At 63.0% G+C, this 13306-nt stretch carries 14 protein-coding genes, 1 tRNA gene and 2 pseudogenes; 13 read left to right on the top strand and 4 right to left on the bottom strand.

The features are described from left to right. The coding region (locus tag KBY67_RS13940; protein ID WP_255111681.1) for an RNA-binding protein at positions 1-314 on the bottom strand (314 nt) is incomplete at its 3' end. 127 nt (positions 315-441) lie between these two features. Here KBY67_RS13940 and KBY67_RS13935 point away from each other — a divergent pair. The 12 genes and pseudogenes from KBY67_RS13935 to KBY67_RS13880 all read left to right on the top strand — a co-directional run bounded on the left by KBY67_RS13935 (position 442) and on the right by KBY67_RS13880 (position 10592). Then, positions 442-1017, top strand: coding sequence for a PAP/fibrillin family protein (locus KBY67_RS13935; RefSeq protein ID WP_255111680.1), 576 nt, complete (start codon positions 442-444; stop codon positions 1015-1017). 43 nt (positions 1018-1060) lie between these two features. Next, positions 1061-1303 carry a cell division protein SepF gene (locus KBY67_RS13930; protein WP_399214519.1) on the top strand — a complete coding sequence of 81 codons (243 nt, stop codon included), beginning with the start codon at positions 1061-1063 and terminating at the stop codon, positions 1301-1303. 84 nt (positions 1304-1387) lie between these two features. Next, complete coding sequence (locus KBY67_RS13925; RefSeq protein ID WP_255111679.1) at positions 1388-1534, top strand: chlorophyll a/b-binding protein; 147 nt, start codon at positions 1388-1390, stop codon at positions 1532-1534. 53 nt (positions 1535-1587) lie between these two features. Next, positions 1588-2313, top strand: coding sequence for a hypothetical protein (locus tag KBY67_RS13920; protein WP_255111678.1), 726 nt, complete (start codon positions 1588-1590; stop codon positions 2311-2313). A gap of 414 nt (positions 2314-2727) precedes the next feature. Then, positions 2728-3468 carry a J domain-containing protein gene (locus tag KBY67_RS13915; RefSeq protein ID WP_255111677.1) on the top strand — a complete coding sequence of 247 codons (741 nt, stop codon included), beginning with the start codon at positions 2728-2730 and terminating at the stop codon, positions 3466-3468. A gap of 70 nt (positions 3469-3538) precedes the next feature. Continuing rightward, positions 3539-4204, top strand: coding sequence for an SDR family oxidoreductase (locus KBY67_RS13910; RefSeq protein WP_255111675.1), 666 nt, complete (start codon positions 3539-3541; stop codon positions 4202-4204). A 10-nt stretch (positions 4205-4214) separates the two neighbouring features. Next, a complete protein-coding gene (locus KBY67_RS13905) occupies positions 4215-5696 on the top strand; it encodes an alpha-amylase family protein (protein WP_255111674.1) in 1482 nt (493 codons plus the stop codon). A gap of 371 nt (positions 5697-6067) precedes the next feature. Next, positions 6068-6439: pseudogene (locus KBY67_RS13900) on the top strand (dienelactone hydrolase family protein); the annotation flags it as partial. Between the two features lie 52 nt (positions 6440-6491). After that, complete coding sequence (locus tag KBY67_RS13895; RefSeq protein WP_255111673.1) at positions 6492-6959, top strand: dienelactone hydrolase family protein; 468 nt, start codon at positions 6492-6494, stop codon at positions 6957-6959. A gap of 336 nt (positions 6960-7295) precedes the next feature. Continuing rightward, complete coding sequence (locus KBY67_RS13890; RefSeq protein WP_255111672.1) at positions 7296-7907, top strand: glutathione S-transferase N-terminal domain-containing protein; 612 nt, start codon at positions 7296-7298, stop codon at positions 7905-7907. Between the two features lie 182 nt (positions 7908-8089). Continuing rightward, positions 8090-9430 (top strand): annotated as a pseudogene (locus tag KBY67_RS13885) (NRAMP family divalent metal transporter). Between the two features lie 175 nt (positions 9431-9605). Continuing rightward, positions 9606-10592, top strand: coding sequence for a cation diffusion facilitator family transporter (locus tag KBY67_RS13880; RefSeq protein WP_255111671.1), 987 nt, complete (start codon positions 9606-9608; stop codon positions 10590-10592). 87 nt (positions 10593-10679) lie between these two features. On the opposite strand, the gene KBY67_RS13875 is transcribed toward KBY67_RS13880, so the two are convergent. The 3 genes from KBY67_RS13875 to KBY67_RS13865 all read right to left on the bottom strand — a co-directional run bounded on the left by KBY67_RS13875 (position 10680) and on the right by KBY67_RS13865 (position 12308). Beyond that, on the bottom strand, positions 10680-10859 hold the full coding sequence (locus KBY67_RS13875) for an RrF2 family transcriptional regulator (RefSeq protein ID WP_399214515.1): 180 nt from the start codon (positions 10857-10859) through the stop codon (positions 10680-10682). A 117-nt stretch (positions 10860-10976) separates the two neighbouring features. Then, a complete protein-coding gene (locus KBY67_RS13870) occupies positions 10977-12140 on the bottom strand; it encodes a glycoside hydrolase family 10 protein (RefSeq protein WP_255111670.1) in 1164 nt (387 codons plus the stop codon). Positions 12141-12223: 83 nt separating this feature from the next. After that, a tRNA-Ser gene (locus KBY67_RS13865) sits at positions 12224-12308 on the bottom strand. A 69-nt stretch (positions 12309-12377) separates the two neighbouring features. On the opposite strand from KBY67_RS13865, the gene KBY67_RS13860 reads away from it, so the two are divergent. Then, the gene (locus KBY67_RS13860) at positions 12378-13178 is read left to right on the top strand and encodes a hypothetical protein (RefSeq protein WP_255111669.1); all 801 of its coding nucleotides are present in this window, start codon (positions 12378-12380) and stop codon (positions 13176-13178) included. Positions 13179-13306: the final 128 nt, after the last annotated feature.

Here is a 13306-nt window from a genome sequence, read left to right as displayed (position 1 = left end):
CCGCCGCCGCCGCCGCCGCCGTAGCCGCCGCCACCGCCGCCACGGTTGCCGCCACCGCCGCCGCCACCGCCACCGCGGGGTTCAGCTTTGTTCACCCGGATCATCCGGTTCATCCATTCGACGTTCTGAAGATCGTCGATGGCCTTCTGCTCTTCGGCGTCATTGGCCAGTTCCACAAATGCGAAACCGCGCTTGCGTCCAGTTTCCCGGTCAAGGGGCAGGCTGCACTGGCGCACTTCTCCGTACTGAGCGAAAAGGTCACGGAGATCCTCTTGCTCGGCATCGAACGAGAGGTTGCCTACGTAGATTGTCATGTAACTTTAAATAACTTGAACCGATCCGTCGACGGCTGGAAGTGTTGCTCTCACCAGTGATCGAAAAATCAACGTTCACTCTACACACTCCCCCGGCCCCAGGATCTCCACTCACTCCCGTGCTGCCATGACTCCCCGCGACCAATTGCTTGAAGGGTTGCGCGACCCCGCCGCTCTTGGTGATCAGCAGATTCGCTCCCTGATCGAGGCGCTGGAGCGGGAGTCGCCCGCTGATCTCCAGGCGCGCCCGCAGCTCCTGGAAGGGGTGTGGGAGTTGCGCTGGAGCAGCAGCCGGGCTCCGTACCTGCGGGTGGCACCGTGGCTCGACAACCTTCAGGTGCTGGCCCCGTCCCGGGGTCGGGCCATGAATCTGCTGCGTCCCGCCGGCGCCTTCTCGGGCCTGGGCGGCATTGCCGTGCTGGCGGGGATCTCGATTGGGGGGCCCCAGCGGGTGTCGGTGAGCTTCGAGCGGGGCGGCTGGATCGGCCCGGCCCTGGGACCGGTGCCGTTGCGGCTGATGCGGCAGGTAAACCAGAGCTACCCGGCCTGGCTGGACATCACCGTTCTGGATCAGGAGCTGCGGGTCTGCCGGGGACAGGCGGGCACCCTCTTCGCCCTGCGCCGGCGCAGGGAGCTGCGCTGCGATGAGCTGCTCGCCCTGGCTGAACCGATTGGCGCGGCTGGGCCGCCCATGGCACCGTGATGGCATGGATCGGTTTTCCGACTTGCCTTCCGAAGTCGTTTTGATGGAACCGCACCGCTTCGAGGACGTGCTGCAGGCGGTCCAGGCGGTGCGCGAGCGCAAGACTGTGGTGCTCAACTTCGGCTCGATGCCGCCTGAGGAGGCCCAGCGCTCGGCCGACTTCGTCTCCGGTGGGGTGTTCGCCCTCGACGGGCACCAGGAGCGCCTTGGCGAGATGGTCTTTCTGTTTGCGCCCTTCGGCGTGGACGTGAGCCGGGATACGGGCAGCAGCAGCACTGAGCCGTGAGCAACACCCCGCCGATCCTTGACCGCCTCTTAACAATCCTCAAAGGTTTGTGTTACGCTTCGCAAAGCACCTCGCTCACCACCCATGACTGACTCCACCACCTCCCGCTTCGGTTTCGTGGCCTTCGCTGAAACCTGGAATGGCCGCCTTGCCATGCTCGGCTTCGTCATCGGCCTCGCCACCGAACTCCTCACCGGCCAGGGCATCCTCGGCCAGGTGGGTCTGGGCTGATCGCCGTTTCCACCGGCGACAGTCTCCCCGTCATGACGGCCTCAGCTCCGCCCATGACCTCAAAGCTGGCGTTCACCTTCAGCCTCTCTCCTCCCCTTGATGGGGGGGATCCCAGCGGCTGGGACCAGGTGATCTCCGATCATCAGAGCTGCCTGGACGCAGCGCGGTCCCTGCGCATCCTGCGCTGCCCGCACGACTGGGCCGGTAGCCTGGATGGCCTTGTTCGCGATGGACAGGCCACAGCTGACGGCCTTGATCCCTTCGCCCGTTCACCCGGCAGTGGCCCCACGAAGGATCGACTGCTCTGTGATGCCGTCATCCCCCACTTTGATGCGGCTCGACTGTGGCTGCAGGTCCACCTGCTGGAGTTCAACGGCGCGGACCTGAGCACCGACTCTCCTGCAGGCATCCGCTGGCTTGATGCGGTGCCCCTGCAGCAGTTGAGTAACGACACCTGCTGGTTCTATCCCACCGAAGATGGTCACTACCTGGCTTCGGAGCGATCCTGCGCTGTTCGCTTCGCTGCGGGCGTTTTGGCGGAGCCGATGTCGATGGATCAGCCCTGGTCCTACGACCGCGGAGATCTGCGTCTGCTCTGGTCGCTGATGGCCGATGACGACGATCTCAGTTGTGTGGGGCTCACTTACCAGCGCCGCCGCATCGAATTTCCGCGCCAGGCCGAAGATCCAGCCCCCAGCGTGACCTGGTCGTCGTTCCGGGTCGATGGCATGGCGGATCCCTCCTTCCAGCGCCTCTCCACCATCTCCACCTACGGCTAAGGCCTTAGCTTCAACTCCTTTGAATGAAGATCAATGGTCTTCAGCGATTGGATTGCATTGGTTTGGATCGGCGGCATGCCATCAGAGACGACCCACGGCATTTGCGATACAATTCTTTTTGTGTGAAGTTGTCCCGCTGACGATTGTGATCAATGTCGCGAATTCTTCTTCGGTGGTGGCCTCACGCATCGGTCGCTCTTTGGCGGATCTCACCCCCAGTGGATTTGATCAAGCAGGGTGGAAGATCAATTGATCAAACAGTTGGTGTAACAGCTGGCGGCCCAAGGCATCCAGGGTGAAGTGTCAGCCGTGCGTGGCAGCGATTTGCACAACAAAGACCTCAAGGTGGAGCCACGTATCCAGGTGTCCCGCCATCAGATATTTTAGATCCGGGCTTGACCTGTCGTCCTGAGCATGGGGTTTGATCCGCGCAGCTGGGCCCGCGGCCCCGCCCGGGGCACCCAGGTCACCGCCAACATCGACGCCCTGCTCGCCGAAAACGAAGCCCTGCGCCGGGAGGTGGCCCTGCTGCGCCAGCAGCTCTTCCGCCGGCAGACCCCTGAGCCTGCCGTCAGGGGCACGGTCAGTGCCGAGCAGGTGCGGCTCTGGGGTGAGGCGCTTGCCCGTCACCCCCGCTGGCGGGAGCTGCGGGTGGGAGCCTCGGCGCGGCTGGGGGACAGGCTGGTTTTCAGCGGTCTGCGCGGCCTGCAGGAGCACCTGCGCAGCCAGTGGAGCGATCCGCGTGCCCAGCTGGAGGAGGAGCTGGAACGCCGCCAGCCCGGTCTGGGCAGTGCTCTGCTTCAGGCCCTGCGTGGCCCCCAGACCAAACCCCGCCTGGCGGTGCGGCTGGCCTTCGCCATCCACGGCGTGCGCGCGCCCGAATGGCTCTCGACTGCGCCCCTGCGGGTGGTCGATGACCTGCTGGAGCGCATCGCCACCCTTGAGCAGGCCGCTGAAGACCCGGCGCCGGTCGAGGACAGGCCCGACCCCGAACGGACCGCCGCCCTGGCGCTGCTGGGCCTGGAGTGGGGGGCCTCCCGCGAGGCGATCAAGCGGGCGCACCGCCGCCTAGTGAAAACCCACCATCCCGATCAGGGCGGAGCTGTTGACGACTTCCGCCGCATCCATGCCGCCTACCAGCTGCTGATGGCCTGAGGCCATCGTCATGGCGGGCCCACCCCACTCCATACGATCCAGCCACCAGACCCCACCGCGCGTTTGCACCATGGCCATCCACCTGATCACCGGAGCCAACCGTGGCATCGGCGCCGAGTATTGCCGGCAGTTGAAGGTCCGCGGCGATGAGGTGGTGGCGGTCTGCCGCACAGCTTCAGCGGAGCTGGAGGCGCTGGGGGTGCGCATCGAAGCCGGGGTGGACATCACCTCCGCCGCTGCGATCGCCTCCCTGGTGGAGCGACTGGGGGATCTGGCGATCGACGGCCTGATCCATAACGCCGGCGTCTACGAATCCACGAGCTTGGATACGCTCGATGGCCAGAGCCTGCTGCGCCAGTTCGAGGTCAATGCCGTGGCCCCGCTGCAGCTCACCCGCGCCCTGCTGAATCATCTGCATCCCGGCTCCAAGGTGAGCCTGATGAGCAGCCGCATGGGCTCGATTGCCGATAACAGCTCCGGCGGCTCTTATGGCTACCGGATGTCGAAGGTGGCGCTGTGCATGGCGGGCAAGTCGCTGGCCCTGGACCTCAAGCCGCGGGGCATCGCCGTGGCCATCCTTCATCCAGGCCTGGTGAGCACCCGCATGACGGGATTCACGGCCAACGGCATCACGCCGGAGCAGTCGGTGCGGGGCCTGTTGGAGCGCATCGACGCCCTCAGCCTGGAGACCTCAGGCAGCTTCTGGCACGCCAACGGTGAGCTGTTGCCCTGGTGATGGTGATGCCATGACGCTGCGTTGGCTGGCGGGTTCGATCACGGGCCTGGTGGTTTCGCTGGCTGCAGCCGGGGGAGGGCTGCTGGGTATGGGCGCTGCGGCCAGGGCGGAGGTGATCCTGCAGGCGTTTGATTGGTCCTATGCAGAGGTCGCCGAGAAGGCCGAAGCGATTGCGGCTGTGGGCTACAGGGCGGTGCTGGTGTCTCCCCCGCTGAAGTCAGCCAGAACAGGGGGTTGTGAGTGGTGGCAGCGGTACCAGCCCCAGGACTTCCGCGTGATTGACCACTGCGATGGCAACAGAGACACCCTGGTGCTGGCGATTGCGGCGCTCAAGGCCAGGGGCGTCAGGACCTACGCGGATGTAGTGGTCAACCACATGGCCAATGAGCGCAACGGCGCAACGGTGTTTCCGGGTGATCTCACCTTGAGGGAGTATCGGGACCGGCAGCCGTACTGGAGCCGGCAGATCCTCTATGGCAACAGCACTGGCCGGCTCGATGGCCTGTTCGGCCCCCAGGATTTCCACCCTGCCGCCTGCATCCGCGACTACGGCAATGCCGACTCGGTGAGGCGTGATCGCCTCTGCGGTCCTGAGCCTGATTCGGGTCTGCCCGATCTGCTCGATACCGATCCAGCCCAATCCTGGGTGAATGACCAGCGCAGGCAGTACGTGCAGGCGCTCTATGACCTCGGCATCCGCGGTTTCCGCATCGATGCCGCCAAGCACATGCCCACCGGCGCGATCAAGTCGTTCATTCCAGAGCAGGTGGCCAGGAACTCCCATCTCTTCGCCGAGATCATCACCTCGGCTGGGGCCAGCTCAGCCGACTATCAGCAGTTTCTCGAGCCCTACCTGCGGGACTTGCCGGAGTCTTTCGCTGCCTATGACTTCCCGCTGTTCCATGCCCTCAGGCAGTCCTTCTCGTTGGGTCGTCCCCTTTCGGATCTGGCTGACCCCTATGCCAGGGGCGATGCCCTGGCCAACAACCGTGCCGTCACGATGGTGATCAGCCACGACATGCCCTACAACGGGCCCTTCCGCTCGCTGCTCTTCGATCAGGATGCCAACTCGTCGGTGGATGAAGATCTGGCCTCTGTGTACATCATGGGTCGCGATGGCGGCACCCCCCTGGTGTTCGATGATCAGTCGGCCGGGCGCTCCAACAACGGCCGCTGGCGGAATGTGTGGAACCGTGATCGTCTGCGCCGCATGATCGCCTTCCACAACCGCATGCAGGGCAAGCCCATGCAGATGCTCGCGGCTGATGCCTGCACCCTGCTGTGGCGCCGCCAAGAGGACGGCATCGTGGCCATCAACAAATGCGCTCAGCCGCGCTCCATCACCGTGGACACGCGCTTTCGCTTCCAATGGAACCATCCCTACCGCGACATGCTCACCGACTCGCTGCTTCCGGAAATCCAGGGGCCCAGCTACACCTTCCACCTACCGCCGCGCACTGCGCGGATGTGGGTGGCGCTGGAGAAGAGATGATGGAGCTTGGTTCAGGTTGCGTTCCAGTTTTAGATCAGAGTCCATTTGACAGTGTGGCTCGTCGCTCCTGACCTCCTGAAGGCGCTGCTAACTGCAGCGCATGGCTCAGACCACGGGGGTCAGGCTGAGCCCCAGCTCGCTTCATCCAGCTCAGACCTGCAGGTTGCGGTGACCCCCATGTTTGCCGATATTCACCTTGACCGACGGACAAGGCAATGGGCTTGACGCGGTGATCTGCCGGAGCCCGGGGAGAGCCTGCAGGCCCAGCTCGACGGCCCCCGAACGCTCCTTCCAGCACCAGCACCATCACGGTTCACCTGCATCGACGAGCGCAACAGAATGACGGCTTGAGTGAAACAGCAACCCTCCCCATGGCCCTGAATACCAACGATCCAGGAGGGCTGCAGGGCATCGGTCGCCGCGAACTGCTGCTGGGCACGATCGCCGCCGGCTTTGCGGTGGCCGTGCGCCCGATCTCAGCGGCCACGATCACCACCGATGCCGCTGGCCTCACCGCCGGATTCGTGAGCATCCCGGTGGATGGCCGCACCATTCCCGCCTATCGCGCAAGGCCAGCAGCGGGCACGAAGGTTCCGGTGGTGCTGGTGGTGCAGGAGATCTTCGGGGTTCATGCCCACATCCAGGATGTCTGCCGGCGGTTGGCTCGGCTCGGCTATCTGGCCATTGCCCCCAGCCTGTTCGAGCGCCAGGGGGATGTCACCCAGCTGCCGGATCTCGCCTCGATTCGCTCTGTGGTGGTCCAGGTTCCCGATACCCAGGTGATGAGCGACCTTGATGCCACCTCCCGCCTGGGCGGCCCAGGCGGGAGGTGGAGACACCAACAGGCTTGGCATCACCGGGTTCTGCTGGGGTGGACGCATCACCTGGCTCTACGCCGCCCACAACCCCAACCTCCGGGCCGGTGTGGCCTGGTACGGGCGGCTCACTGGCAACACCACCCGGGAGCAACCCTCCGGTCCGCTGGATCTGGCGGACAGGATCAAGGCCCCGGTGCTGGGCCTGTACGGCGGCAAGGACGACGGCATCCCACTGGAGACGGTGGAGCGCATGCAAGCAGCCCTCACTGCGGCCGACAGCCGCAGTGAGATTGTCATTTATGCCGATGCACCCCATGGCTTCCACGCCGATTACCGCCCGAGCTTCAGGCCAGTAGCCGCTGCAGACGGCTGGAGCAGGCTCCAGGCCTGGTTGAGGGCCATGGGGTTGGCTGACATCAGGTCTTGCCTGGAGCTGTCACGTTGAACCCTGCGATCTCCCCCTGGGGTCAGCAGATCCTTATGGCACTTCAGCTGGCCGTGGATGCCGAGTTGGAACGATTGGCCTGTCACCGCATAGACGTGGCCATCGCCTGCGTAAGCCCTCCGCAGATGCCCGTTGCGGCGCGATGTGGCGTCGGCTATTTTTCAGGAGTCCCTAACTGCCCCCGAGCTGGGTGAGGACAACGGCGCCCAGCGTGCCCATGATGCGGAGGATGGGCTGAAATGAGAAAGTTTTGAGTACAGCCAGATGGTTGCAAGCCACCTTGGCTAGCCTGTGAAAACCTGAGGATGCTCAGGTTTTCCACCGACAAGAGACGAGATGCTTCTCTACTTTGCTCCCGGCACCTGTGCTCTAGCGCCACATATCGCCCTGGAGTGGAGCGGGGCCAATTATGCCATCGAGAAAGTTGACCTGCGCTCTGAGGCGTACCGCCAAGTTAACCCGCTTGGCATGGTTCCAGCCTTGCGGATTGCTAACGGCAGGTTGCTGACTCAGGCTGATGCCATTCTCAAGTTCATTGCGACCAGCTTTCCAGATGCAGGCTTAGGCGCTGGGGATGGGGAGCTGGCAGAGTTCAACCTGGATGAAGCCCTCGCCTTCCTCACGGGTGATGTTCATCCTGCCTTTTGGCCTTACTTTGGCCCAGGGCGTTTTACGACAAAGACCGATGATGACAGCCTCAAGGCGGTCAGGGAATCAGCCTATCCGCGGATCGAGCGGGTCATGAATCATCTCGAGCATATGCTTGAAGAAGGCCATGTCGTCAACGGAAAGCGAACCATTGCAGATCCCTATGCCTTTGCCATGATTCGCTGGACAGCAAATCTTCCAAAAACTTGGAAGGAATATCCGGTGATCGCAGATTTCATGGGACGACTGCTGAAGGATCCTGGCGTTCAAGCTGCATTGAGCGCCCAGGGTCTGACGTAGCCACCTTGATCAGCGATGCTGAAAACTGTGCTGTGAGTCGGTTTTTTTATCGTTGCTGCTTCTGCCTGTTCGCACCAATCCAACTCGAACAATCCGCCCTCCAAAAGTTTGGTACTCATGGAACAATAGGAATTTGCCAAGCAAGCAATCAAAAGGGTTGAGGCCCAGCAACTGGAGCAGGCCTGGATCGCCCATCACCGTGCTTTTCGCACAATGTTGCGCCAGGGGGGGGCAATCGGCTTGGCCCAGGGCTAAGCACCGGCGCCTCGGGTGACGACCCAAGCGGCATCGCCACCTACTCGCAGACCGGCGCCCAGTTTGGCTATGCGATGTGCTGGGTGATGCTGTTCTGCTTCCCGCTGATGGCAGCGATGCAGGAAATCAGCGCTCGCATTGGCCGAGTCACAGACCAGGGGATCGCTGGCAACATCCGCGCGCATTACCCCCGTGGGGTGCTTTATGGGATCGTCGGGATGTTGCTGCTGGCAAACACCATCAATCTGGGCGCCGATCTCGGCGCGATGGCGGCAGCCCTTAACCTGCTCACCGGCGGTCCCATCGGTTTTTATGTTGTGATCTTCGCCATCGGCAGTGCATAGCTGGAGATGGCCTCCAGCTATGCACGCTATCTCTCTTTCCTGAAATTGACCAGTTTCGTTCTGCTCTCCTATCTGGCCGTGGCACTCGTGGTGGACGTGCCCTGGGGGCAGGTTGCCTACCGTACATTCGTACCCAGTTTCTCGCTGCAGCGGGACTACGTCGTCACCGTAGTTGCGGTGCTGGGCACCACCAGCACTCCTTATTGCTTCTTCTGGTAATCCTCGCAGGAAGCGCAGGAAGCGCAGGACGAGCAGGTCGAACCCTCCGCCTACGCGCTCATCGATGCGCCAGAGCAGGCACGAGCTGAGATTTCATGGATCCGTTTCGACACCTATGTCGGGATGGGTTATTCGAACGTGATCAGTCTTTTTATTATTGTTGCCACTGCAGCAACGTTGAACGCGAACGGCATCACCCACATCGAGACATCCGCGCAAGCTGCCGAGGCGCTGAGGCCCATTGCGGGGGTGTTCACATTCGCCATGTTCTCGGCGGGCATCATCGGCATTGGCCTGCTCGCCGTGCCGGTGCTGGCTGCATCCTGCGCCTAGGCGCTCGGCGAAGCGCTCGGTTGGTCGACACGCTTCGACCGCAAACCGCTGGATGCCAAAGCCTTCTACGCCACCATCGCGGCCTCCACCCTGATCGGGATGGCATTCAACTTCGTTGGCCTTGATCCGATCAGGGGTTTGTTCTGGTCGGCGGTGATCAATGGTGTGGTCGCCGTGCCGCTGCTGATGATCATCATGCTGATGGTGATGCGGACCGATGTCATGGGGCGCTTCGTGCTGCCGCGGGGGCTATGGGCTATGGGCGATGGGGTGGCTGTGCACCGGGACGATGGCTTTGGCAGTGGAGGTCATGGTCGCAACCTGGTGAATGCCCCTGGTGGATGGGTCAGACCGAGTGGACTTCTTCCCTGACGCAGGGGGGGCGCTCTGTTCAATCCCACCATTGGTGTGCTGTACGCCACTGACGGCGGCCCGTCGGTGCCAACGGAGCAGTTTCTGCTGACTTCGTTTGGCTTTCGGCCGAACGTGACGGACGCCTGGCCTGCGGCCCGGTGCTGCGCTCTCGGCGCTGGATTCCGGAGCCTGCTTGTCGTCAAGGACCCTGATCGGCGCCACTCTGGCAGTGGCCTCTGACCTCGATCAGACCATGCCTCCAGCCCCATCCGACTCCGGAGAGTCCCAGCACCCGGCCGTCGGGATTCAGCGCCAGCCTCACCGGCGTCAGCACGAGCATCGGCCCGGCTCGGCCGCAGCCTTTCGCTGGAGCGTGATCCTCAACAGCGCTCTCTCAGGCCTGCAGCTGGTGATCGGTGTGGCCTTCGGCTCCCTGGCGCTGATCGGCGATGCCGTGCACAACATCGGCGACGTGGCGGGGCTGCTGTTCGGCTGGGGGGCCGAGCGGTTGAGCACCCGGCCGGCCACGCCCCGCTTCACCTATGGCTTCGGGCGCAGCACCCAGCTGGCGTCGCTGGTGAATGCGGTGTTGATTCTGATGGCGGCCGCTGTGGTGATCGTGGAGGGTTTCCAGCGGCTTCTTCATCCGGTGGCGGTGGCGAGCACGCCGGTGGCCTGGGCAGCGGCAGCCGGAATCGTCGTGAACCTGCTCTCGGCGCGCCTATTCGGCAACGACCACAGCCATGACCTCAACCGCCGCGCCGCGGTGGTGCATCTGCTCACCGACGCGGCCGTGTCGGCGGCGGTGCTGATCAGCGCTGTGTTGGGGGGGATCACCGGCTGGCCTTGGCTTGATCCGCTCACGGCGGTCGGCGTGGGCGTGGTGGTGGCCTGGAGCGGCTGGGAGTTGTTGCGCGAGGCCCTTGTTGTGGCCCTCGATGCGGTGCCGCGCGGCATCGACATCGCCCAGGTGGATGGCGCACTGCGCTCCCTGCCCCAGGTGGTGGATGTGCATCATCTGCATGTTTGGGCGATGAGCACCTCCCAGAACGCCCTCACTGCCCATGTCATCCGTGAGCCTGGTGCAGCGGATGACATGGAACTGCTGCATGAGGCCAAGCGCCGGCTGGCGCAGATCGGGATCGCCCACAGCACCCTGCAGCTGGAGCCACCGCCCTGACGCCCGCGCAGATGTGATACATCAGGGTCGGGCCCGTGAGCACCAGGAAGGCCGTGGTGGAACGCTTGCCATCATGATCAGTCCCGGTCACCTGGCCAGCTGGTAGCCGCCGCGGGGACCGCGCAGGCTGTGCACCAGTTCGCTGCGGCGCAGGCTGGTGAGCATCTGCTCGGGATAACGCTCGGGAATCCCCTGGCGGCGGGCGATTTCACCGGCCTGGAGCACGCCGCCGTCTGAATACACCTCGGCCAGCTCGATCAGGGCCACCAGTCCGTACTCCGTTTTGGCACTGAAACTGACGGATCACCGGATGCCTGGAGCCATTGTGACAAGGAATCCACGGTATCTGGGTGGGGTTTGCGGGAGGTGTTGGCACCTGGGGCCTCACAGCGGCGTGCGCGGCGCTGGGCTGGGGAACAGGGAGAGGAATCCCTTGCGGCGCAGGTCTTCCGCTTCGGCGGTGGCATTCCAGAGCGATTCGAAATAGAAGAACGTCACCCCCATCCCTTTCTGCCGGGCGGTCTGTACCTGAGCCTGAATCAGCTGCATCGGCGCGGGCTTGGTGCGTAGCCCCGTCATCACCCCGATCGCGGTGGGGATCTTCTTCCGGGCTTCCGCGAGCTCGGGGCGTGCCACCTCGGTCGCGAAGCTGGCCACATCAGGTCGGTAGAGCTGCACGATCACTTCATCAACGATGTTGCGCCGCACCCAGCTCAGCCAATCCTGCAGCTGCAGCTTGTAGGCGAAGTCGTAGTAGTTGGGGGAGACGGAAAAGATTGACTTCGGCTTTTTGGCGTTCACGGCCTTGTGCAGCTGAGTCATGAAGGCCGTGATCTTGTCGGCGCGCCACTTGATCCAGGACTGATCCATCGGATTGCTTGGCACCGCACGGTTGGTCTCCTTGGTGTAGAGCGCTTTGGTGTAACTGTCGTAGCCGAACTCATTGGGCAGACTCATGTGGTCATCGAACTGGATGCCATCACCGTCGTAGTTGCCCACCACCTCCAGCACCAGCTCCGTGATGAACTGCTGCACCTCCGGTCTGAATGGATTGAGCCAAACTACTTCTCCGGCAGCGCTGATCGAGGTGCGGCTGCCGTCCTGCCGCTGGGTGAGCCAGCTGGGATGTTGCAAAGCCAGTTCTGAAAACGGAGGCGCCATGAAGCCGAATTCGAACCAGGGGATCACGAGCATGCCTTTGGCATGTCCCTCGCTGATCACATCCGCCACGATGTCCTGGCCTTCCAGTCCCTTGTAGGAAAACGACTGAATCTTGCGTGCCCGGGTCACCTCACTGGTGTGAATGGCGTAGCCGGAATTCCAGACCACCGGATAGATGGTGTTGAAGTGCATCTCCTTCAACTGCTCCATCGCCGCTCGCAACTTGGTGCGATCGCGCATGGTGGTCATGTCGTTGGTGGTCATCCAGACCCCTCGGATCTCGGCGCGGGCGCCCTGGGCGGCACTCGGCGCGTTCAGCGCGGGAACCATGACCAGCAGCAAGCTGCAGAGCATCAGAACCGGCAGCAGCCAACGCGTTCGTTTCATGGCGGCGGTCGGATTAGAGGCGGCCCGACCCTAGCGGTGGTTTCCGAAGGGCTCCAGCGACCGTGCTGGGAGCGTTCAGGGAACGGAGGGGGCGGGATTCGAACCCGCGGAAGGTTTCCCTTCGCCGGTTTTCAAGACCGGAGCCATCAACCACTCGACCACCCCTCCAGGGAGTTTAGGGAGTTTAGGGAGTTTACCGCCAGGGGAAAGGGAAGAAACGAACCTTGGCCTTCCCTCATGGACCTCCTTGAAACCATCAACACGAACCTTCGCCAAAGGAAGTCCCGCGTCCGCCTGGAGCCCTCATCAGGCCGCGGCACCATCCGCTTGAGGTACAGCCAGGATGGTGTTCTCAAGAGACTCAGCCCTGGAATCCCTTTCAGTGAGGAGGGCCTAATCCGCGCCGAAGCCCTGGCCATCCTCGTGAGTGACCAGATCCAGTCGGGCACGTTCGATCCGAGTGAGTGGGTGAAATCCCAACCGAAGCCGCGCGTGACGTTTCGTGACGCGATCGAAGGGCTTTGCCGGGAACACAGTGAGCGGCGACCAGGGGCCACGAACTGGACCGAGGACTACGGCTATCCCTTGCGCCGTCTACCAGCTGAGGCGTCATATGGCCCATCCGCCCTTCGATCGCTCGTCATGGGCTTCCCTGTGGGCTCTCGGCAGCGCCTAAGGGCAGGGATCGCCTGTGGAGCACTTGCGCGGTCTCAGGGCGACCAGAAGCTCGCTGAGGAGCTTCGACACCTTGGGAAGGGGTATGTGGGTCATCGTGACGCCAAGCCGCGCACGATCCCAACAGAGCGGGAGATCCTGGATGCATGGGAGCTGATCCCTGAACCATGGAAATGGGGTTATGGGGTCATGGCCATCTATGCGACCCGGCCATCAGAGATCTTCAGGGCAAAGCAGCGCAATCAGCTGCTGTACATCGAGAGCGGGAAAACAGGTGCCAGGCTGTGCCTTCCAACAAAGCGGGGATGGATTGAGAAGCTTGGCCAGAAGATTTTGCCAGATGTTGACCTAAGGAACCCCTGAAAAACCCGCTAAAATCAGTCCAGATCTAGGACTGAGACTGGAACGGATGGCCGACCCCCTCCAGCTGGGCTTCACGGACTACGAGCAGATCTACGCCAAAAAGAGGACGCGTCGCCAGCGCTTCTTGG

The organism is Synechococcus sp. RedBA-s (assembly GCF_024345495.1).
GTDB lineage: Bacteria > Cyanobacteriota > Cyanobacteriia > PCC-6307 > Cyanobiaceae > Regnicoccus_A.
This window is presented reverse-complemented; position numbering and strand designations above follow the sequence as displayed.